Origin of the sequence: Streptomyces sp. NPDC060035 (assembly GCF_042736635.1) — a bacterium.
In the GTDB taxonomy this organism is placed as follows: domain Bacteria; phylum Actinomycetota; class Actinomycetes; order Streptomycetales; family Streptomycetaceae; genus Streptomyces.
The window spans coordinates 162,522-182,051 of record NZ_JBHWVO010000007.1 but is presented as its reverse complement, the minus strand read 5'-3'; the positions used below and the strand labels follow the sequence as shown (position 1 = coordinate 182,051).

At 70.4% G+C, this 19,530-nt stretch carries 15 protein-coding genes and 2 pseudogenes; 13 read left to right on the top strand and 4 right to left on the bottom strand.

Going from position 1 to position 19,530, the window contains the following annotated elements:
* Positions 1-65: 65 nt before the first annotated feature.
* The 5 genes from ACFWBQ_RS13930 to ACFWBQ_RS13910 all read left to right on the top strand — a co-directional run bounded on the left by ACFWBQ_RS13930 (position 66) and on the right by ACFWBQ_RS13910 (position 3,832).
* Complete coding sequence (locus tag ACFWBQ_RS13930) at positions 66-446, top strand: hypothetical protein (RefSeq protein ID WP_385487491.1); 381 nt, start codon at positions 66-68, stop codon at positions 444-446.
* A gap of 32 nt (positions 447-478) precedes the next feature.
* Positions 479-1,345, top strand: a complete 867-nt coding sequence (locus ACFWBQ_RS13925; protein WP_385487489.1) for a TatD family hydrolase — start codon at positions 479-481, stop codon at positions 1,343-1,345.
* Positions 1,346-1,451: 106 nt separating this feature from the next.
* The gene (locus ACFWBQ_RS13920; RefSeq protein ID WP_385487487.1) at positions 1,452-2,006 is read left to right on the top strand and encodes a ubiquitin-like domain-containing protein; all 555 of its coding nucleotides are present in this window, start codon (positions 1,452-1,454) and stop codon (positions 2,004-2,006) included.
* Positions 2,007-2,015: 9 nt separating this feature from the next.
* A complete protein-coding gene (gene rsmA, locus ACFWBQ_RS13915) occupies positions 2,016-2,936 on the top strand; it encodes a 16S rRNA (adenine(1518)-N(6)/adenine(1519)-N(6))-dimethyltransferase RsmA (protein WP_385487485.1) in 921 nt (306 codons plus the stop codon).
* Positions 2,933-3,832: a 4-(cytidine 5'-diphospho)-2-C-methyl-D-erythritol kinase gene (locus ACFWBQ_RS13910; protein ID WP_385487481.1), complete on the top strand. Its 900-nt coding sequence runs from the start codon at positions 2,933-2,935 to the stop codon at positions 3,830-3,832. Before rsmA ends, ACFWBQ_RS13910 begins: the two co-directional genes overlap by 4 nt.
* A 105-nt stretch (positions 3,833-3,937) precedes the next feature.
* Here ACFWBQ_RS13910 and ACFWBQ_RS13905 read toward each other — a convergent pair whose 3' ends face one another.
* On the bottom strand, positions 3,938-4,588 hold the full coding sequence (locus tag ACFWBQ_RS13905; RefSeq protein WP_385487765.1) for a lipoprotein: 651 nt from the start codon (positions 4,586-4,588) through the stop codon (positions 3,938-3,940).
* 159 nt (positions 4,589-4,747) lie between these two features.
* Here ACFWBQ_RS13905 and ACFWBQ_RS13900 point away from each other — a divergent pair, with 159 nt between their 5' ends.
* From ACFWBQ_RS13900 to ACFWBQ_RS13880, 5 genes are all read left to right on the top strand, one after another.
* Entirely contained in the window at positions 4,748-6,562 is a 1,815-nt protein-coding gene (locus ACFWBQ_RS13900) for an ABC-F family ATP-binding cassette domain-containing protein (RefSeq protein WP_385487479.1), read from the top strand.
* A gap of 130 nt (positions 6,563-6,692) precedes the next feature.
* Positions 6,693-8,465 (top strand): PQQ-binding-like beta-propeller repeat protein, encoded by a 1,773-nt coding sequence (locus ACFWBQ_RS13895; protein ID WP_385487477.1) that lies wholly within the window; start codon positions 6,693-6,695, stop codon positions 8,463-8,465.
* A 360-nt stretch (positions 8,466-8,825) separates the two neighbouring features.
* Entirely contained in the window at positions 8,826-10,703 is a 1,878-nt protein-coding gene (locus ACFWBQ_RS13890) for a PQQ-binding-like beta-propeller repeat protein (RefSeq protein WP_385487475.1), read from the top strand.
* 85 nt (positions 10,704-10,788) lie between these two features.
* The gene (locus tag ACFWBQ_RS13885) at positions 10,789-12,696 is read left to right on the top strand and encodes a PQQ-binding-like beta-propeller repeat protein (RefSeq protein ID WP_385487473.1); all 1,908 of its coding nucleotides are present in this window, start codon (positions 10,789-10,791) and stop codon (positions 12,694-12,696) included.
* A gap of 220 nt (positions 12,697-12,916) precedes the next feature.
* Positions 12,917-13,612: a LuxR C-terminal-related transcriptional regulator gene (locus tag ACFWBQ_RS13880; RefSeq protein ID WP_385487471.1), complete on the top strand. Its 696-nt coding sequence runs from the start codon at positions 12,917-12,919 to the stop codon at positions 13,610-13,612.
* A 53-nt stretch (positions 13,613-13,665) separates the two neighbouring features.
* On the opposite strand, the gene ACFWBQ_RS13875 is transcribed toward ACFWBQ_RS13880, so the two are convergent.
* On the bottom strand, positions 13,666-13,953 hold the full coding sequence (locus tag ACFWBQ_RS13875; protein ID WP_385487469.1) for a hypothetical protein: 288 nt from the start codon (positions 13,951-13,953) through the stop codon (positions 13,666-13,668).
* A gap of 15 nt (positions 13,954-13,968) precedes the next feature.
* Positions 13,969-15,641 (bottom strand): annotated as a pseudogene (locus ACFWBQ_RS13870) (sodium:solute symporter family protein).
* Between the two features lie 236 nt (positions 15,642-15,877).
* On the opposite strand from ACFWBQ_RS13870, the gene galT reads away from it, so the two are divergent.
* Genes galT through galK form a run of 3 tightly spaced genes read left to right on the top strand, consistent with a single transcriptional unit; the run spans position 15,878 to position 19,079 of the window.
* Entirely contained in the window at positions 15,878-16,921 is a 1,044-nt protein-coding gene (gene galT / locus ACFWBQ_RS13865) for a galactose-1-phosphate uridylyltransferase (RefSeq protein WP_385487467.1), read from the top strand.
* Positions 16,918-17,898: a UDP-glucose 4-epimerase GalE gene (galE, locus tag ACFWBQ_RS13860; RefSeq protein ID WP_385487465.1), complete on the top strand. Its 981-nt coding sequence runs from the start codon at positions 16,918-16,920 to the stop codon at positions 17,896-17,898. The genes galT and galE overlap by 4 nt, the downstream gene beginning before the upstream one ends.
* Entirely contained in the window at positions 17,895-19,079 is a 1,185-nt protein-coding gene (gene galK / locus ACFWBQ_RS13855; protein ID WP_385487463.1) for a galactokinase, read from the top strand. Before galE ends, galK begins: the two co-directional genes overlap by 4 nt.
* Here the strand turns inward: galK and ACFWBQ_RS13850 are convergent.
* Positions 19,069-19,506, bottom strand: a pseudogene (locus tag ACFWBQ_RS13850) (GNAT family N-acetyltransferase); the annotation flags it as partial. The gene galK and the pseudogene ACFWBQ_RS13850 overlap by 11 nt on opposite strands.
* Positions 19,507-19,530 lie beyond the last annotated feature (24 nt).

The following is a 19,530-nucleotide window of genomic DNA, read 5'->3' as shown; positions in this document are numbered from 1 at the left end:
AGGGTGGAACGCACCACCCGGAGTGCTTGTCCGGAGTGCTTGTCCGACGGACAAGAGGAGCAGGCATGAGTGAGATCGCAGCAACCACCGTGCATGAGGCGTACGCCTTCGCCTGCATGAGGTGTGGGTACGGCTGGGAACAGGCCTACGAGATAGAGCACCACGTGGACGGCTCCGGCCACGCGTTCGTGGTGTACAAGGCGGACGGGGAGCGCGTGCCCTCTCCGCTGTCCACTCCGACGTGCACGAACTGCGGCGGGCATGTGGTCCGGATCATGCGGGCCGGCCGGGTCTCCACCGTGCAGCAGCTGCTGTGGCAGCAGAAGGCCAAGCGTCCCGAGAAAGCCGTGGAGGAAGCGGCCGAACCCGCCGCCGTCCTGGCATCGGGCACCGCTCCGCACCACTGGCAGCTGTCCGATCTGCTGCATCCCTTCCACCGGCGGTGAGACCGGGCTCATGCCCTCGTAGAGTCGTGGGCATGAGCCGTACGGACGCCCCGCCGCTGCCCGAACCCCTCCGGGTTCCGGTCGCCGATTCGCACACCCATCTGGACATGCAGGACGGAACCGTCGAGGAGGGCCTGGCCCGGGCCGCAGCGGTCAATGTGACCGCGGTCGTCCAGGTCGGCTGCGACGTGAAGGGCTCGCGCTGGGCCGCCGGGACCGCGGCCGCGCACGCGTCCGTGCACGCCTCCGTGGCCCTGCACCCCAACGAGGCGCCCCGCATCGTGCACGGGGACCCGGAGGGCTCGGCGCGGCAGGGGGTCCGGGAGCCGGGCGGGAAGGCGGCGCTGGACGAGGCGCTCGCCGAGATCGACGCACTGGCCGCCCTCGACCACGTACGCGGTGTCGGCGAGACCGGGCTCGACTACTTCCGTACGGGCCCCGAGGGCATGGCCGCCCAGGAGGAGTCCTTCCGCGCCCACATCGAGATCGCCAAGCGGCACGGCAAGGCCCTGGTGATCCACGACCGGGATGCCCACGCGGATGTGCTGCGCATCCTCGCCGACGCGGGTGCGCCGGAGCGGACCGTCTTCCACTGCTACTCCGGTGACGCCGACATGGCCCGGATCTGCGCGGCGGCCGGGTACTTCATGTCCTTCGCGGGCAACGTCACCTTCAAGAACGCCCAGCCGCTGCGTGACGCCCTGGCCGTCGCTCCGACGGAGCTCGTCCTCGTCGAGACGGACGCCCCCTTCCTCACGCCTGCGCCGTACCGCGGACGGCCCAACGCGCCCTACCTCATTCCGGTGACGCTCCGTGCGATGGCCGAGGTGCGGGGGACCGACGAGGACACCCTGGCCGCCGCGGTCTACGACAACACAGCGCGCGCATTCGATTTCTGACGCAACTGCCGCACCACGCTGCGTAGTCGCACAACTTTGGACAGTGACCGATGCTCCGCTATCGTCCCCGCGCAATGGGTCGGCAGGCCGGAACTCCTGGAGCGTCGTGGGCCATTCGCAGGGCAGTCATCGCGCAGCACGCGGCAGTCGGCAGACGAAGGAGGTTCCGGCTCCGGCATCGCCGCGCTCCCTCCACGAGGAGCGGACCATCGTCGCCGGAGTGCGGCCGGGCGGCTTCCCGGTGCACGACCCGACGGTGCTCGACATCCCTCCGGTGCCCCGGCAGGCGGCTCCGGACGCGACAACCGGGCGCAGGGCCGCTGCCCGGCGTGCGGCGGCCAGGCGGCACCGGAGCGCCCCGGAGAGCCTGCGGCGGCTCCTCCCGCAGGCTCTGGTCGTCGCCGTCCTGGCCGGCGGCACCTCCGCGTTCCTCGCCCATGACAAGGCCATCGAGCTCAGCGTCGACGGGGAGCCGCGCACCGTGCACACCTTCGCGGACGACGTCGAGGAGCTCCTGGACGACCGGGGTGTCACGGTCGGCGCCCGCGACCTCGTCGCGCCGGCCCCCGGCACCGGGCTCGACGACGGCGACGAGGTCGTCGTCCGCCGCGAAACCCGGCCGGTCACGGGGGGCGGGACCCGGCCCCCGCAGCGGCCGTAGGCTTAACGGGTGAGCACCACAGAGCCCGACGCCCTCCTGGGCCCCGCAGAAATCCGCGAGCTGGCCGCAGCGCTGGGCGTACGCCCCACGAAGCAGCGCGGTCAGAACTTCGTCATCGATGCCAACACCGTCCGCAGGATCGTCCGGACCGCCGAGGTGCGGTCCGACGACGTGGTGGTCGAGGTCGGGCCCGGTCTGGGCTCGCTGACCCTGGCCCTGCTGGAGGCGGCCGACCGGGTCGTCGCCGTCGAGATCGACGACGTGCTCGCGGGCGCGCTGCCGGCCACGGTCGCGGCCCGGCTCCCGGGGCGTGCCGACCGCTTCGCCCTGGTCCACTCGGACGCGATGCTGGTGACCGATCTGCCGGGCCCTGCACCGACCGCGCTGGTCGCGAACCTTCCGTACAACGTCGCCGTGCCGGTCCTGCTCACCATGCTGGAGCGCTTCCCCACCATCGAGCGGACGCTCGTGATGGTGCAGGCCGAGGTCGCCGACCGGCTGGCTGCCGGGCCGGGCAACAAGGTCTACGGTGTGCCGTCGGTCAAGGCCAACTGGTACGCCGACGTCAAGCGCGCCGGATCCATCGGGCGCACGGTCTTCTGGCCCGCGCCGAACGTCGACTCGGGGCTGGTCTCCCTGGTGCGGCGCAGCGAGCCGATCAGGACCACGGCGAGCAGGGCCGAAGTCTTCGCCGTCGTCGACGCCGCCTTCGCCCAGCGCCGCAAGACGCTGCGCGCGGCCCTGGCCGGCTGGGCGGGCTCCGCGCCCGCCGCCGAGGCCGCCCTGGTTGCCGCCGGGGTCTCGCCGCAGGCGCGCGGCGAGGCGCTGACGGTCGAGGAGTTCGCCGCAATCGCCGAGAACAAGCCCGCCGAGGACAAGCCCGCCGAGGACAAGCCCGCCGAGAGCAAGCCTTCCGGGGGCAGCGAGTGAGCGTCACCGTCCGCGTCCCCGCCAAGGTCAACGCGCAGCTCGCGGTCGGCGCCCCGCGCCCCGACGGCTTCCACGACCTGGCCAACGTCTTCCTCGCCGTCGGCCTGTACGACGAGGTCACCGTCACCCCCGCCGACGCCCTGCGTGTCACCTGCTCGGGTCCCGACGCCGCCCAGGTACCGCTCGACGCCAGCAACCTCGCGGCCCGTGCCGCGATCGCCCTGGCCGCACGGCACGGCATCGCCCCCGATGTGCACATCCACATCGCCAAGGACATCCCCGTCGCCGGCGGCATGGCGGGCGGCAGCGCCGACGGCGCCGCCGCCCTGCTGGCCTGCGACGCCCTGTGGTCCATCGGGTCCACCCGGGACGAGCTGCTCGCCATCTGCGCCGAGCTGGGCAGCGACGTGCCGTTCAGCCTGGTCGGCGGGGCGGCACTCGGGGTCGGACGCGGTGAGCAGCTGACCACCGTCGACGTCGGCGGCACCTTCCACTGGGTCTTCGCCGTCGCCGACGGCGGGCTCTCCACCCCCGCGGTGTACGGCGAGTTCGACCGGCTCACCGCCGGTACGCAGGTGCCCGAGCCGGCAGCGTCGGCCGCGCTCCTCACCGCGCTGCGCGCCGGGGACACCGCCGCGCTCGCGGGCGCCCTGAGCAACGACCTCCAGGCCGCAGCGCTCTCGCTGCGTCCCTCGCTGGCCGACACCTTGGCGGCGGGCACCGCAGCGGGGGCCCTGGCCGCGCTGGTCTCGGGCTCCGGGCCGACCACGGCGTTCCTGGTGGCGGACGCGGAGTCGGCGGAGAAGGTGGCCGACGCGCTGCTGACGTCGGGCACATGCCGCAGCGCCCGGGCTGCTGTGTCCCCGGCGCCGGGCGCGACGCTCCGGCGGCCGTAGCGGTGCGGCACGGGGCGATACGTACCTCGTGCCGGGTCTGCCGCCACACGTAGTGCGTCCACGCGGAGACGGGGCAAGCGGCTCAGTCGTCGGCGGCCCGCCCCGTCAGCCGAGCTTCAGGGTCTTCTTCGCCAGCTCGTACGCCGGAAGCATCTGCTGGTGCTCCTCGGAGTCCAGCCCGCCCAGGTGCACCACGACCGGGCCCTTCGGAGTGGTGACCGAGAAGGCCCGCTCCGTCTTCCGCTCGTCCAGCAGCTCGACTTCCACCGTGTAGGTGACCTCCACGGCCTTCTCCGACCCCGCCTCCGTCTCCTTGTACGAGACCTTGCTCGCGTTCGGGTCACCCGCCACGAAGTCCTCGAGACCCTTGCGCGGGTCGGTGTCGGAGGCCTTGCCCTGCCAGACCCGGAGGTAGCCGAGGTTCCCGGCCGGCTTGGCATCGATCTCGCAGACCATCGTGGCCGAGCCCTGCTGCCCCAGTTCCGCGAGGTCGGAGCCGGGATCCACCTCCACGGCGTTCGGCTTCCAGTCCGCCGCCAGATCGAAGGTCACCGGCAGCTCGCAGGCCGAGCCCGGGCCACCGAGCGTGACGCCCTTCTCCACGGTAATGCTCTCCGCGGCCTTCGAGGGGGCGCTGTCCCCGCTGCTGCCCGTATCCGGAACCGTGTCGCTGCCGTCGGACGACGACGAACAGCCGGCCAGTGCAACTGCTGCCAGGACTGCCGGAACCAAGGCCCGTACCGCACCGCGCATCATGAAGTCCCCCACCCCAGAGATGATCCGAACCGCTCCGACCAGGGGTTCTGTCCCATGATCGATCGCCGCACGCTATCGCACCTCCCGCGGCGACTACCCTGGGACGTCGAGCGTACGTAGAGCGGTCCCCGACGCAGGGATCCCCGAAACAGGAGTGAAATGGCCGTCAATCTGGTCAATGTCGAGCAGGTCAGCAAGGTGTACGGCACCCGTGCCCTGCTCGACGGTGTATCCCTCGGGGTGTCCGAGGGCGACCGGATCGGCGTCGTCGGCCGCAACGGCGACGGCAAGACGACGCTCATCCGGATGCTCGCCAAGCTGGAGGACGCGGACACCGGCCGGGTCACCCACAACGGCGGGCTGCGCCTCGGTGTCCTCACCCAGCACGACTCGCTCGACCCGAAGGCCACCATCAGGCACGAGGTCATCGGCGACCTCGCCGACCACGAGTGGGCGGGCAGCGCCAAGATCCGTGACGTCCTCACCGGCCTCTTCGGCGGGCTCGCCCTGCCGGGCTTCGAGCACGGCCTGGACACCGTCATCGCCCCGCTCTCCGGCGGCGAGCGGCGCCGGATCGCGCTGGCCAAGCTGCTCATCGGCGAGCCGGACCTGATCGTCCTCGACGAGCCCACCAACCACCTCGACGTCGAGGGCATCTCCTGGCTGGCCGGCCATCTGCGGGCCCGGCGCTCCGCACTCGTCTGCGTCACCCACGACCGGTGGTTCCTCGACCAGGTCTGCACCAGCATGTGGGACGTCCAGCGCGGTGCGGTCCACGAGTACGAGGGCGGCTACAGCGACTACGTCTTCGCCCGGGCCGAACGGGAGCGGATCGCCGCCACCGAGGAGGGCAAGCGACAGAACCTGATGCGCAAGGAGCTGGCCTGGCTGCGGCGCGGTGCCCCCGCCCGTACGTCCAAGCCGCGCTACCGCATCGAGGCGGCCAACGAGCTGATCGCCGACGTGCCGCCGCCGCGCGACACCAGCGCGCTGATGAAGTTCGCCAATGCCCGGCTCGGCAAGACCGTCTTCGACCTGGAGGACGTGACGGTCCAGGCCGGGCCCAAGACGCTGCTCACCCACCTCACCTGGCAGCTCGGCCCCGGCGACCGGATCGGCCTGGTCGGCGTGAACGGCGCGGGCAAGACCTCCCTGCTGCGGGCACTGGCCGAGGCGTCCCGCACCCAGGGCGACGCGCAGCCGGCCGCCGGGAAGGTGATCGTCGGCAAGACCGTCAAGCTGGCCTACCTCTCCCAGGAGGTCACCGAGCTCAACCCGAACCTGCGGGTGCTCGAAGCGGTTCAGCAGGTGCGCGACCGGGTCGACCTCGGCAAGGGCCGCGAGATGACCGCGGGCCAGCTCTGCGAGCAGTTCGGCTTCACCAAGGAGAAGCAGTGGACGCCGGTCGGCGACCTGTCCGGTGGTGAGCGGCGGCGACTGCAGATCCTGCGGCTGCTGATGGACGAGCCCAACGTGCTCTTCCTCGACGAGCCCACCAACGACCTGGACATCGAGACCCTGACGCAGCTGGAGGACCTCCTCGACAGCTGGCCCGGGTCGATGATCGTGATCTCCCACGACCGGTTCTTCATCGAGCGGACCACCGACAAGGTGATGGCCCTGCTCGGTGACCGTGCCCTGCGGATGCTGCCGCGCGGCATCGACGAGTACCTGGAGCGCAGGCAGCGGATGGAGGAGGCGGCCACGCCGTCTGCCGCAGCCTTCGCGGCGCCGACGGCCGCAGCGGCCGAGACCGTTTCGCCGCAGGCGGCGCGTGCGGCGAAGAAGGAACTGCAGAAGGTCGAGCGGCAGCTCGGCAAGATGTCGACCAGGGAAACCGCACTGCACGCGCAGATCGCCGACAACGCCACGGACTTCGGGAAGGTGGCCGAACTCGACGCCGAGCTGCGTGAACTGGTCACCCAGCGGGACGAGTTGGAGATGCGCTGGCTTGAACTGGCCGAGGAGGCCTGACCGCTGGGGCAGGGCGGGCGGTTCGATGCAGGTGGGGCGGCAGGGACGCGTGGGGCGAATGGTGGAAAGTAGGCCCGCGCGAAAGGTTGTGACCTTGCGGTAGCCGCACCGCTCGAAGGGGGACGTGCCGATGACCCAGCCGCCCGGCCGGCAACCGCAGGGAGGCTTCGGGGCGCCGTACGACCCTGCGCCGGGTCCGCCGCCGGCGCCCGGGTACGGCTACCCGCCCGCAGCGGGCGCACCGGGTGCACAGCCGGGACCGTACGGGCAGCAACCCGGCCCGTACGCCCAGCCGCCGGGACCGTACGGGCAGCCGCCGGGACCGTACGGGCAGCAACCCGGCCCGTACGCCCAGCAGTCGGGACCCTACGCCCAGCAGTCCGGGCCCTACGGCCACCCGCAGCCGACGCGGCCCGGGTTCGGCTCCCCGTCGCCGAACCCCGGTGGGCCCGGGAGGGGGCGCGGGCCGTTCACGGGCAAGCCCGCGCTGGTCATCGGGGCCGTGCTCGCCGTGCTGCTGCTCGTCGGTGGAGGCGTCTGGTTCGCCACGAGCGGCGACGGCGGGACCGGGAAGAAGCCCGTCGCAGGCGGGGGCGGCACCGGGAAGCCGAGCGGCTCGCCCACGGCGGTCAAGGAGGACGGCAGGAGCACCGGTCCGACCGCTGCCGGCCTCAACGCCAAGCGCAAGCCCGGCGAGGGGAAGGTGCTGTGGATACGGGAGAACGGCATCGACCTGCCGCAGTACGGGGACGAGGAGTACGGCCCCTGGTTCGCGGGCGACACGGTTGTCAAGGGCATCTACCGCACGGTCTCCGGCTATTCGGTGGCCGACGGATCCGAGAAGTGGACCCTGAAGCTGCCCACCGATCTGTGCGCGGCGCCGACACTGCCCACCGCCGACGGCAAGGTCGTCGTCGGTATCGAGGACAACGTCTCGGAGAAGGAGGCGGACTGCTCGGTCCTGCAGATGATCGACCTGCGCACCGGCAGGGCGGGCTGGAAGAAGACAGTCGATCGCACCGGGATGCAGGACGGGCTGTCGCACGTCGCGATGTCGGTCAACGGGGACACGGTGACCTTCGGACGCACCAGCAACACGGACGCGTTCCGGATCAGTGACGGCAAGAAGCTGTTCGGTGGACGAGAGGGCGTCTGCCAGCCGTTCGCCTTCACGAGCGGTCCCCGGATGATCGCCGCCGTCAGCTGCCAGGCCGAGCCCGTCGACCCCGTCCGGCAGCAGGTCCAGGAGGTCGATCCGGTCACCGGTGCGCCGAAATGGACGTACGAGGTCAAGGCCGGCTGGAAGGTCGCGCATGTGTACTCGTCGAGTCCGCTCGTCATCTCGATCAAGAAGGACGAGCAGGGGGCCATCGCCGTCCTGAACGAGGACGGTACCTACCGTTCCCAACTGGTCGGCGGCTCCGAGAACTACGCCGCGAGGTGCGGCGAGGAGTCCGTGGAGTCCGGCAGCAACCTCGACGGCTGCGTCGGGTTCGCGGCCGACAAGGAGAGGTTCTACCTGTCCACCGAGTCCCAGAGCACCGCGGAGGCGATGACCAACAAGGTCATCGCCTTCGACCTGGCCACCGGCCGGACCGTGTGGGAGGCGCCCGCGCCGGACAACCAGGTCATGTGGCCGCTGCGCATGGAGGGTGGTGACGTACTGATCCATGTGAGGGCCTCGTACCGCAAGGGCGGCGCGCTCGCCGTGATCGCGCCGACCGGGGGTACCCCCAGGACGCTGCTGCAGCACCCGGCGTCGGGGGCCGGGACGGAGTCCCTGCTCTTCGCGCCGAAGGCCGCCTATGTGGGGGGCCGTTCCTTCCTCGTGCCGACGCGGATCAGCTCGGACGAGGACGAGGAGGAGAAGGCGATGACGGCTCTGATGGTCTTTGGCACGTGAGGATTCCGTGTGCGCTGCGCCGCGCGGGAGCGTCACGGAGCGGTACGGCGCAAAAAGTGCAGGGTGTGTGAAAGGCCCCCGCGGCGGGGCAAGTTGACGCAACGTCGGTGACAGGCGTCCCGAACGGCCCGGGTGTGCGCGTAACGGCGGCATCACGGGCCGGTTCTCCCTTGGGAACAGGGGGTGGACCGATCCGGTGTTCGACATCGAGCGGGTGGTACAAAGAAGCCCCGCTCGACTGTCGTAACGCCGCGGAAGCCATGCCCGATTCGCTCCTTTCCGAGGGGAATTCAGCCCAGCGGAATCGCGGGGGAGACCGAACCGGGCACCGGACCGCACCGCACGAAGGGGGACGTGCTGATGACCCAGCCGCCCAGCCAGCAACCGCCGCAGGGAGGCTTCGGGGCTCCGCAGGAGCCGCCGCCGGGAACTCCTCAGCCGCCCCAGAACCAGCCGTCCCCGCCCCAGACGCCGCCGCCTGCCGCCCCGCCGCAGATGCCGCCGGCCGCCCCGCAGACGCCGCCCCCGGGCGGGCCCGGCTACGGCTACCCGCCCCAGGCACCGGCCGGAGCCCCCGGTTACGGCTACCCGCAGGCGCCGGGCCAGGCCCCGGGCCCGTACGACGCGCAGTCCGGCCCGTACGCCCAGCAGCCCGGACCGTACGGCCAGCAGCAGCCCGGTCCGTACGGCCAGCAGCCGGGCCCGTACGGACAGCCGACGCAGCCCGGAGGGTACGGCTACCCGCAGCAGCAGTACCCCGGCGCGCCCGCACCCGGCGGCTCCGGTGGCAGCCCCTTCAAGGGGAAGCCGGCGATGATCATCGGCGCTGCCGTGGCCGCACTGCTGGTGGTCGGCGGCGGCATCTGGTTCGCCACGAGCGACAGTGACGACGACAAGAAGCCCATAGCCAGGACGAGCACCGCGCCCGCCGGGCCGACCGCCTCGCCCACCGTCGACGAGGGCGACGGCAACGGCGACGGCCGTGAGGCCGACGACGACCTGAACGCCGGGCGCAAGCCCGGCGAGGCGAAGGTCCTCTGGCTGACGACGAACGACGTCGACCTGCCGCGCAACGGCGCGGACGTGTACGGCCCGTGGATCGTCGGCGACACGGTCGTCAAGGGCATGTACCGCTCGATCTCCGGCTACTCGGCCGCCGACGGCAAGCAGAAGTGGACCCTGCCGCTGCCCGCCGACATGTGCGCCGCGCCGGGAACGGCCACCACCGACGGCAAGATCGTCATCGGCGTGAAGAACGGCACCACGGACAAGGCGGACTGCTCGGTCCTGCAGATGATCGACCTCAACACCGGCAAGGCCGGCTGGAAGAAGACGATCACGAAGAACAGCACCTGGGACCTGATGTCCGACATCGGCCTGGCGATCAGCGGCGACACCGTGACCGTCGGCCGTACCAGCAATTCCAACGGTTACCGGGTCAGCGACGGCAAGGAGCTGTTCGGCAAGCAGGCGGGCAACTGCCAGCCGTTCGCGTTCGCCGGCGGGCCCAAGCTGATCGCGGCGTCCAGCTGCCGCACCGACGACGTGGACAACCCGCAGCAGCAGGTCCAGGAGGTCGACCCGGCCACCGGGAAGCCCAAGTGGACGTACAAGCCCCAGCGCGGCTGGGAGGTCGACAAGGTCTATTCGGTGAGCCCGCTCGTCGTCTCGCTGACCCAGCGCGAGGAGAAGAAGTGGTCCATCCTCGCCATCAAGGAGAACGGCACGCTCCGTTCCCAGCTGGTCGGTGACAAGGAGGACAAGTTCTCCGTCGACTGCGGCCACGACTTCGCGATCTTCGGTGAGCAGCTCGAGGGCTGCACCGGTGTCGCTGCCGACGCCAACACCTTCTACATGGCGACCGAGGACGACACCAGCGGCACCAGCCGCACCAACAAGGTCATCGCGTTCAACCTGAACACCGGCAAGCCCAAGTGGAAGGCGGCTGCGCCCGCCGAGCGCGTCATGAAGCCGCTGCGCATGGAGGGCGGCAACGTGCTGCTCTACCTGGAGGCCACGTACGACAAGGGCGGGGCGATCGCGACGCTCGCACCGGCCGGTGGTGCGCCCACCGTGCTGCTGCAGCACCCGGACTCGACGACCCGGATCGAGAGTTCCTTCTTCACGTCGAAGATCGCCTACGCGGGCGGCCGTTCCTTCATCGTCAGCGGGCGCGTCAGCGCCTCGAACGACGAGGAAGAGAAGGCCCAGAAGACGATGATGGCCTTCGGCAAGTGACGGATCACGACGGCATCCGAGCAACCCGGTCCCCCCGCCGCACCCGCAGCCCCTTCCCAACAGACTCCTCAGAGGTACGTACGCCATGACGCAGCCGCCCAACGAGCCGCCCCAGGGCGGATTCGGTGCCCCGCAGGACCCGCCTCCCGGCGGATTCGGCGCGCCCACACCGCCGCCGCCCTCCGACGCCTTCTCCAAGCAGCCTCCGGCCGCACCGCCGGCCCCGCCCGCGGGCGGCTACGGAAGCCCGCCGCCCCCGCCCGCCGGTGGCTACGGCGCTCCGCAGACGCCCCCGCCCCCGCCCCCCGGTGGCTACGGCACCCCCCAGACGCCGCCGGGACAGCCGCCCCAGAACCCCGGGTACGGCTACCCGCAGGCCCCGCCGCCGGGACAGCCCCCGGCCCAGCCCGGGTACGGCTTCCCGCAGGGACCGCCGCCCGGACAGCCCGGCATGCCCCCGCAGCAGGGGTACGGCTACCCGACCGCGCCGATGCAGCCGCAGTACATGGCACCGCAGCCGGGCGGCAACGGCGGCAAGAAGTTCAGCACCCAGATGCAGATCATCGTCGCCGCGGTCGTTGCCGTGGTGCTGATCGTCGGCGGTGGAGTCATCTACGCCTCCACCAGCGGTGACGGTGGCAGCAAGAAGAACGAGGTGTCCTCGGCCGGCACCGACGGCGGCGAGGGCAAGGGCGGCGAGGGCAGCGGCCTCGGCGGCGGCAACGAGAAGGCGCCGACCGACATCAAGTCCAAGGTCGGCTTCCAGCTGCCCCATCCGAAGGTCACGGACACCACCACGGTCACGGGCTCCTGGCTCACCGACAAGGCGTTCGTGAAGACCGGTGTGTACGAGATCGCCGGCTACGACCCGGCCAAGGGCACCAAGCTCTGGTCCATCCCGCTGACCGGCCAGCTCTGCGCCGCCTCCCGGCACATGAGCAAGGACTTCAAGACGGCCATCGCCTTCGAGGACGGCAAGCCGACCAAGGAGGACAAGTACCCGTCGTGCACCCAGATCGGCGCCCTCGACCTGAACACCGGCAAGCTGATGTGGAGCAAGTCGGTCACCTCCACCGCCGGTGGTGACGAACCCATCAGGTTCAGCGAGGTCACGCTCAGCGGAACCACGGTCGCCGCGGGCGGCACCAGCGGCGGCGCGGCGTTCAACCTCGCCACCGGCGCGGAGCTCTGGAAGCCGAAGGCCGACACCAACGGCTGCTACGACAAGGGATACGGCGGTGGCGAGGCCCTCGCCGTGGTCCGCAAGTGCGGCTCCTACGACGCGCCGCAGCTCACCATCCAGGCGCTGGACCCGGCCACCGGCGCACCGCTGTCCTCGTACAACATGCCGGCCGGTGTGGAGTACGCGAGCATCGTCTCCACCAAGCCGCTCGTCGTCGCGGCCGATGTCGGCGACACCGCCGGTGACGGCAGTGGCATCTCGGACTTCTTCTCCATCGACGCGGCCACCGGCAAGCTGATCGTCCGGATCTCGGCCGACGCGGACAAGTACGCCGCACGCTGCGGCTCCACCGAGGTCGAGACGTGCCAGTCCCTGGCCGTCGGCAACAACAAGCTCTACGTGCCGACCGAGGAGCACGAGGGCGGCGGCGAGTACGGCGACACGAACGAGATCGTCGCCTTCGACCTGTCCACCGGCAAGCTCGTCGGCGGCAAGGCGGACGCGGGCGACCGCTACACGCTGACCCCGCTGCGGATGGACGGCACCAACGTCATCGCGTACAAGGTGCCCCCGTACGACAAGGGCGGCCAGGTCGTCTCCATCGACGGTTCCACCTTCAAGGAGACCGTGCTGATGGAGAACCCGAGCGAGGAGGCGGTGCGCGACGCGGAGACCGGGTTCACCGGGTACTACGCCGAGTACATCTACGACAAGGGCCGGCTGTTCATCTCCGAGAAGATGATCAGCGAGCCCCGTGAGAGCACGCTGGACGACAAGCAGTACCTCGTCGTCTCCTTCACCACCGGCTGACCCGTCCGCGGGTGAGCAGCGGCCCTATCGGTTGATCATTCAGCCGGTAGGGCCGATCGTTTTCTGACCGGCAAGTAGCCCTGAATGGCGCAGAATTCGGCATTCTGGGGGGCTTCTGCCCTGTAAGGGGCGCGCCGCGTCGAACAAGCGTGTAGCTTGCCGGGTCAGAGGGCCGGGGGGCCTGTTCCAGGGCTACACAGCAGTACATGGGGGTTGCTCGATGGGCGTGCGGCTCATGGTGATCGATGATCACCGTCTGCTCGCCGAGGCACTCGCCTCGGCGCTGAAACTGCGCGGGCACCGGGTGCTCGCGGCAGCAGCGCCGACGTCCGGGGCCGCGGATCTGGTGGTCAGCAGGGCACCGGAGGTCTGTCTGTTCGGCACGGCGACACCTGCCGAACCAGGCACCTTCGACCCGATCGTGCGGATCGGACGGGAGCGCCCGCAGGTGGCCGTCGTGGTGCTCGGTCCGGTGCCGAGTCCGCGCGGGATCGCGGCGGCCTTCGCCGCCGGGGCGGCCGGTTACGTCCGGCACGACGAACGCATAGAGGGCGTCGAGCGCGCGATGGTCAAGGCCCGGGCGGGGGAGGCCGCGGTCGCCCCGCAGCTCCTGCGGGGCGCGTTCGCCGAGCTGCTCCACCCGGCGGTCCAGCCGGACGACGAGGGGCAGCGCCTGCTGCAGATGCTCACCCCGCGCGAGGTCGAGGTGCTGGTGCGGGTCGCCGAGGGCGAGGACACCCGGCTGATCGCGGCCGGGATGGGGATCGCGCCGAGCACCGCGCGCACGCACGTGCAGCGCGTCCTGATGAAGCTGGGCGTCGGCTCCAGGCTGGAGGCTGCGGCACTCGCGGCCCGTACCGGACTGCTGGACCGGGCGACGGTGGGAAGGCCGCAGGGGCCGGACGGCCTCGCGTGAACGCGTGACGGTCCGGCCCCTGAGCGGGTGGTGCGGGCAGCTCTCCGCCGCGGTCAGTTCTCCGGTGCAGCGGGGGCCTCGTCAGGCACCTGGGCCGGACGCAGCTTCATCCAGACCAGGAAGAAGAGCCCGAGGGCCAGCATGGCCAGGCCGGTCCAGAGATTGATGTGGACGCCCTCGGCCTTCTTCAGATCGGCGTCGGACGGGTTGATACCGGCGATGGTGACGATCACTCCGTAGACCACGAAGAGACCGCCGATGATCCGCCGGATGTCGAAGAGCCGGGCCGCGGTCGCGGACGTGCGCTCCAGCTCGGAGACTTCCTTGTGCAGGTCGGACATGGTGAGTGCCTCCGATCAGAGCGAGTAGGGCAGGTAGCACAGGGCGGCGAGGACGATGGCGCCCCAGCCGAGGCGAGCGGGCCTGCGGTACCAGGCGCTGTCGCCCTCCTCCGGTACCTCGTCCGCGTCGGGGGACTCGGTGCCGTACACCAGACCGGCCAGTTCGGCCTCCGGCTTGGGCGCCGTGAAGAGCGTGACGGCGACCATGACGACCGCACCGGCGACGAATCCGACGATCGCGGAGACGAAGTTGGCGCCCTGGTCGGTCGGGATGTCGATGATCCCCTGCTTGTAGATGACGAAGTAGTTGACCATCGCGGCCGTCGTGCCCGCGACGAGGCCCCAGACACCGGACTTCATCGAGGCGCGCTTCCAGAACATTCCGATGATGAAGACCACGAACATCGGGACGTTGAAGAACGAGAACAGCGTCTGCAGGTACGTCATGATGTTGGAGAAGCTGGCGGCGATGAACGCCGTGCCGATGGAGGCCAGCACACCCACCGCGGTGATCAGGCGGCCGAAGCGCAGGTAGTACGCGTCGGGCTTGTCCTTCTTCACGTACCGCGCCCAGATGTCGGTCGTGAACACCGTGTTGAACGAGGACACGTTGGCGGCCATGCCGGCCATGAACGCGGCCAGCAGTCCGGTCACCGCGATGCCGAGCACACCGTTGGGCAGGAGCTCCTGCATCAGCAGCGGGATGGCGTCGTTGTACGTGAGGTCCGAACCGGGCGTGCCGATCTGCGGGACGACGACGGCGGCGACCAGGCCCGGGATCATCACGGCGAAGACGATGAAGATCTTCGGGAACGCCGCGATCAGCGGGGTGCGCTGGGCTGCCGAGAGGTTCTTCGCGGACAGGGCACGCTGCACCTCGGCGAAGTTGGTGGTCCAGTAGCCGAAGGAGAGCACGAAGCCGAGGCCGAGGATGATCGTCAGCCAGTTGGCGCCGAGCGGGTTGGCGTCACCGATGCCCGTACCGCCCCAGGCGGAGAGGAAGTCCGCGCCGTGGCTCTTCTCCAGCGACCCGGTCAGCCCGTCCCAGCCGCCGACGCGCTTGAGGCCGAGCAGGGTGAGCGGGATCAGTGCGGCGAGGATGACGAAGAACTGCAGCACCTCGTTGTAGATCGCCGAGGAGAGACCGCCGATGGTGATGTAGACGAGGACGAAGAGCCCCGCCACGACGATCGCGACCCACTGCGGCCAGCCGAGCAGCGCCTCCACGACGATCGACAGGGCGTAGAGGTTGACGCCCGCTATCAGGATCGCCGCGAAGGCGAAAAGTATGGAGCTCAGCAGGTGCGCCGACCTGTCGAAGCGCTGGAGCAGGAACTCGGGTACGGAGCGGACCTTCGACCGGTAGTAGAAGGGCATCATCACCAGGCCGAGGAAGACCATGGCCGGGATGGCGCCGATCCAGTACCAGTGGACGACCGCGACGCCGTACTGCGCGCCGGTCGCCGCCATGCCGAGGATCTCGGTGGCCCCGAGATTCGCTGCGACGAAGGCCAGACCGGTCACCCAGGCGGGCAGTGACCGTCCGGAGAGGAAGAAGTCGAGGCTCGTCCTCACACTGGCCCGGGGGCGGCGAAGCCGATGCCGAGCACCACGACGAAATAGATCGCCAGGATTGTGTAATCGAGCCCGTTCGTGGGGAGCCGGAGCCCTTCGGCCAGATATTGCATGGGGGGTACTCGCTTCGTTGCCGAACTGAACCCGTCGGAACCTACGCCTTTGTGTTCAGAAAATGAACAGGTTGAGTGGCGTTCTTTGTTTGATCGTGATCGGACGGGATGAAATGTCCGGTTCTGGCCGCGTCCATGTAGGGCCACTCCACAGAAAACGGAGGCATTGACGCACGTGTTGGCTTGTGATTTGTTATGTGCGATTCTGTTGGAGGGCGGTTACCTTAAGGAGCCTGGTGAAGAAGACGGTTACGACCCTCGCCGACGGCCGTGAGCTGATCTACTACGACTCCGCGGACGACACCGTCCGCGACGCCGTGGACCGGCGGCCGCTGGATGCCGTCTCGACGTCCTCGGAGATCCGCCGCGACGCACTGCTCGGTGACTCGGTGGCCATCGCCTCGCACCGGCAGGGGCGTACGTACCACCCGCCGGCCGACGAGTGCCCGCTCTGCCCCTCGCAGGAGGGACGGCTGAGCGAGATCCCCGACGACCACTACGACGTCGCCGTCTTCGAGAACCGCTTCCCCTCGCTGGCCGGTGACTCCGGCCGCTGCGAGGTCGTCTGCTTCACCTCCGACCACGACGTGTCCTTCGCCGGACTCACCGAGGAGCAGGCCGCCCTGGTCCTGGAGGCATGGACCGACCGCACCGCCGAGCTGGCCGAACTCCCGCAGGTCACCCAGGTGTTCTGCTTCGAGAACCGCGGCGCCGAGATCGGTGTCACGCTCGGGCACCCGCACGGGCAGATCTACGGCTACCCCTTCGTCACGCCGCGCACCCAGCTGATGATGCGCTCGACGGAGACCCACCGCGCAGAGACCGGCCGCAACCTCTTCGACGACGTCGTCGCCCGCGAAATGGCCGACGACACCCGTGTCGTCCTGGAGGGCGAGCACTGGGTCGCCTTCGTGCCGTACGCGGCGCACTGGCCCTACGAGGTCCACCTCCACCCGCGCCGCCGCGTCCCCGACCTGCGGGAGCTCGACGACGCCGCCCGCACAGAGTTTCCACAGATCTATCTGGAACTCTTGAGGCGATTCGACCGGATCTTCGGCCCCGGCGAGCCGCCGACCCCGTACATCTCCGCCTGGCACCAGGCACCGTTCGGGATCCCCGGGCGGGAGGACTTCGGGCTGCACCTGGAGCTTTTCACCATCCGCCGCACCTCCGGCAAGCTGAAGTTCCTCGCGGGCTCCGAGTCGGGCATGAGTGTGTTCATCAACGATGTGCCGCCGGAGGCCGCGGCCCAGCGACTGCGAGAGGTAGCGAGCGAGTGAGCAACCCCGGTAAGAAGTACCTGGTGACGGGCGGCGCTGGATACGTCGGCAGCGTGGTCGCCGCGCACCTCCTGGAGGCAGGTCACACCGTGACCGTCCTCGACGACCTGTCGACCGGCTTCCGTGAGGGCGTTCCCGAAGAGGCCGAGTTCATCGAGGGCCGCATCCAGGACGCCGCCAAATGGCTGGACTCCTCCTACGACGGCGTGCTGCACTTCGCCGCGTACTCCCAGGTCGGCGAGTCCGTCGTCAACCCGGAGAAGTACTGGGTGAACAACGTCGGCGGGACCACCGCCCTGCTCGCCGCGATGCGCGACGCCGGGGTGCGGACCCTGGTCTTCTCCTCCACCGCGGCGACCTACGGCGAGCCCGTCTCCAGCCCCATCAGGGAGTCCGACCCGACCGCGCCCACCAGCCCGTACGGCGCCTCCAAGCTCGCCGTCGACCACATGATCACCGGCGAGGCGACCGCACACGGCCTGGCCGCCGTCTCCCTGCGCTACTTCAATGTCGCCGGGGCCTACGGCAGCTGCGGGGAGCGCCACAGTCCCGAGTCGCACCTGATCCCGCTGGTACTCCAGGTCGCGCTCGGGCAGCGCGAGTCGATCTCCGTGTACGGGGACGACTACCCGACCCCGGACGGCACCTGCGTACGCGACTACATCCATGTCGCCGACCTCGCCGACGCCCATCTGCTCGCGCTGGACGCGGCCACCGCGGGCGAGCACCTGATCTGCAACCTCGGCAACGGCAACGGCTTCTCCGTACGGGAGGTCATCGAGACCGTCCGGCAGGTCACCGGCCATCCCGTCCCCGAGATCGCAGCCCCCCGGCGCGGCGGCGACCCGGCCGTCCTCGTCGCCTCCGCCACCACCGCCAGGGAGCGGCTCGGCTGGCAGCCGTCCCGCGCCGACCTGGCCGGAATCGTCGCCGACGCCTGGACGTTCGCCCGCCGAGAGGAGCCCACCACCCCATGACCGAGCCTCTGAGCGACACCGCTCTGGCCGCCGCCTTCACCGAGCTGTACGGGAGCGCACCCGAAGGGATCTGGGCAGCGCCCGGACGAGTGAATCTGATCGGTGAGTACACCGACTTCAACGACGGCTTCGTCATGCCGCTCGCCCTTCCGCACACCGCACGCGCCGCCGTCGCCCGCCGCACCGACGGCGAACTGCGCCTGCACTCCACCGACGTACCGGGCGGCGTCGTGTCCCTGCGCGTCGACGAACTGACCCCGCACTCGGGCCACGGCTGGGCGGCCTACCCGGCCGGCGTGGTCTGGGCCCTGCGCGAGGCCGGCCATGCCGTCACCGGCGCGGACATCCAGCTCACCTCCACCGTCCCCGTCGGCGCCGGACTCTCCTCGTCCGCCGCCCTCGAAGTGGTCACGGCGCTCGCGCTGAACGATCTCTTCGAGCTGGGCCTCGGTGCCCCGGAGCTCGCGGTGCTCGGCCAGCGCGCCGAGAACGCCTTCGTCGGCGTGCCGTGCGGGATCATGGACCAGATGGCCTCGGCCTGCTGCACCGAGGGACACGCGCTGTACCTCGACACCCGCGACCTCACCCAGCGCCAGGTCCCCTTCGACCTGGCCGCGCACGGGCTGCAGCTCCTGGTCGTCGACACCCGGGTCAAGCACGCCCTGGGTGACGGCGCGTACGCGGAGCGGCGGGCCGGCTGCGAGGCGGGGGCCCGGGCCCTCGGCATCGGCACCCTGCGCGATCTTCCGTACGAAGGCCTCGGTGCCGCACTCCAGACCCTGGAGGCAGCGGGCGAGGACGAGTCGGTCGTGCGCTACGTCCGCCATGTGGTCGGCGACAACCACCGTGTGGAGCAGGTCATCACGCTGCTCGACGCGGGGGACGTGCGCGCGGCGGGACCGGTGCTCAACGAGGGGCACATCTCGCTCCGCGACGATCTGCGGGTCTCCTGCCCGGAGCTGGACCTGGTGGTCTCGGCGGCGAACGCGGCCGGGGCGCTCGGGGCCAGGATGACCGGGGGCGGCTTCGGCGGCTCCGCGATCGTGCTGGTGGAGGAGACGGCGGCCGATACGGTCACCAAGTCCGTTGTCGAGGCCTTCACTTCGGCCGGCTACGCCGCCCCAGGAGTCTTCCCCGCGGTCCCTTCGGCGGGGGCCCGGCGGGTCGGGTCAGCTGCTTGACCAGGATGAACTCGGTCACTCCGGGCGGGTAGTCCTCGACCTCGCCGACCACCTCGTACCCCTGCTTCCGGTAGAAGGCGGGGGCCTGGAAGTCCCAGGTCTCCAGCCGGGAGCGGGTACAGGACCGGTCGTCGTGGGCGAGGCGTTCCGCCTCGGTGAGCAGTCGCGCCCCGAGGCCCCGGCCGCGGTGGCCGGCGTCCACCCAGAGCAGATCCACATGGAGCCAGTAGGCCCAGGTCCGTCCGGTGAGCCCGCCGGCGAGGGCTCCCTGTCCGTCCAGGAGCCATACCTCCAGCGGGAGTTCATGCTCGGCGGAGGTGCCGGCCAGGGCGCGCAGGTGCGGTGATCCGTCCCAGTTGTCATCGCGCAGCCGTCGGCCCAGCAGAATGCGACGTTCCTTGTCTACTTCTGTCTCAAGACGGAACATGAAGAACACCCTAAACACCCTGGG

What these genes read in the sequence shown, in the direction of transcription:
- ACFWBQ_RS13930 (WP_385487491.1), top strand. Translation starts at nt 66, where the DNA reads ATGAGTGAGATCGCAGCAACCACCGTGCATGAGGCGTACGCCTTCGCC.
- ACFWBQ_RS13925 (WP_385487489.1), top strand. Translation starts at nt 479, where the DNA reads ATGAGCCGTACGGACGCCCCGCCGCTGCCCGAACCCCTCCGGGTTCCG.
- ACFWBQ_RS13905 (WP_385487765.1), bottom strand. Translation starts at nt 4,588, where the DNA reads ATGATGCGCGGTGCGGTACGGGCCTTGGTTCCGGCAGTCCTGGCAGCA.
- ACFWBQ_RS13900 (WP_385487479.1), top strand. Translation starts at nt 4,748, where the DNA reads ATGGCCGTCAATCTGGTCAATGTCGAGCAGGTCAGCAAGGTGTACGGC.
- ACFWBQ_RS13895 (WP_385487477.1), top strand. Translation starts at nt 6,693, where the DNA reads ATGACCCAGCCGCCCGGCCGGCAACCGCAGGGAGGCTTCGGGGCGCCG.
- ACFWBQ_RS13890 (WP_385487475.1), top strand. Translation starts at nt 8,826, where the DNA reads ATGACCCAGCCGCCCAGCCAGCAACCGCCGCAGGGAGGCTTCGGGGCT.
- ACFWBQ_RS13885 (WP_385487473.1), top strand. Translation starts at nt 10,789, where the DNA reads ATGACGCAGCCGCCCAACGAGCCGCCCCAGGGCGGATTCGGTGCCCCG.
- ACFWBQ_RS13880 (WP_385487471.1), top strand. Translation starts at nt 12,917, where the DNA reads ATGGGCGTGCGGCTCATGGTGATCGATGATCACCGTCTGCTCGCCGAG.
- ACFWBQ_RS13875 (WP_385487469.1), bottom strand. Translation starts at nt 13,953, where the DNA reads ATGTCCGACCTGCACAAGGAAGTCTCCGAGCTGGAGCGCACGTCCGCG.
- galK (WP_385487463.1), top strand. Translation starts at nt 17,895, where the DNA reads ATGACCGAGCCTCTGAGCGACACCGCTCTGGCCGCCGCCTTCACCGAG.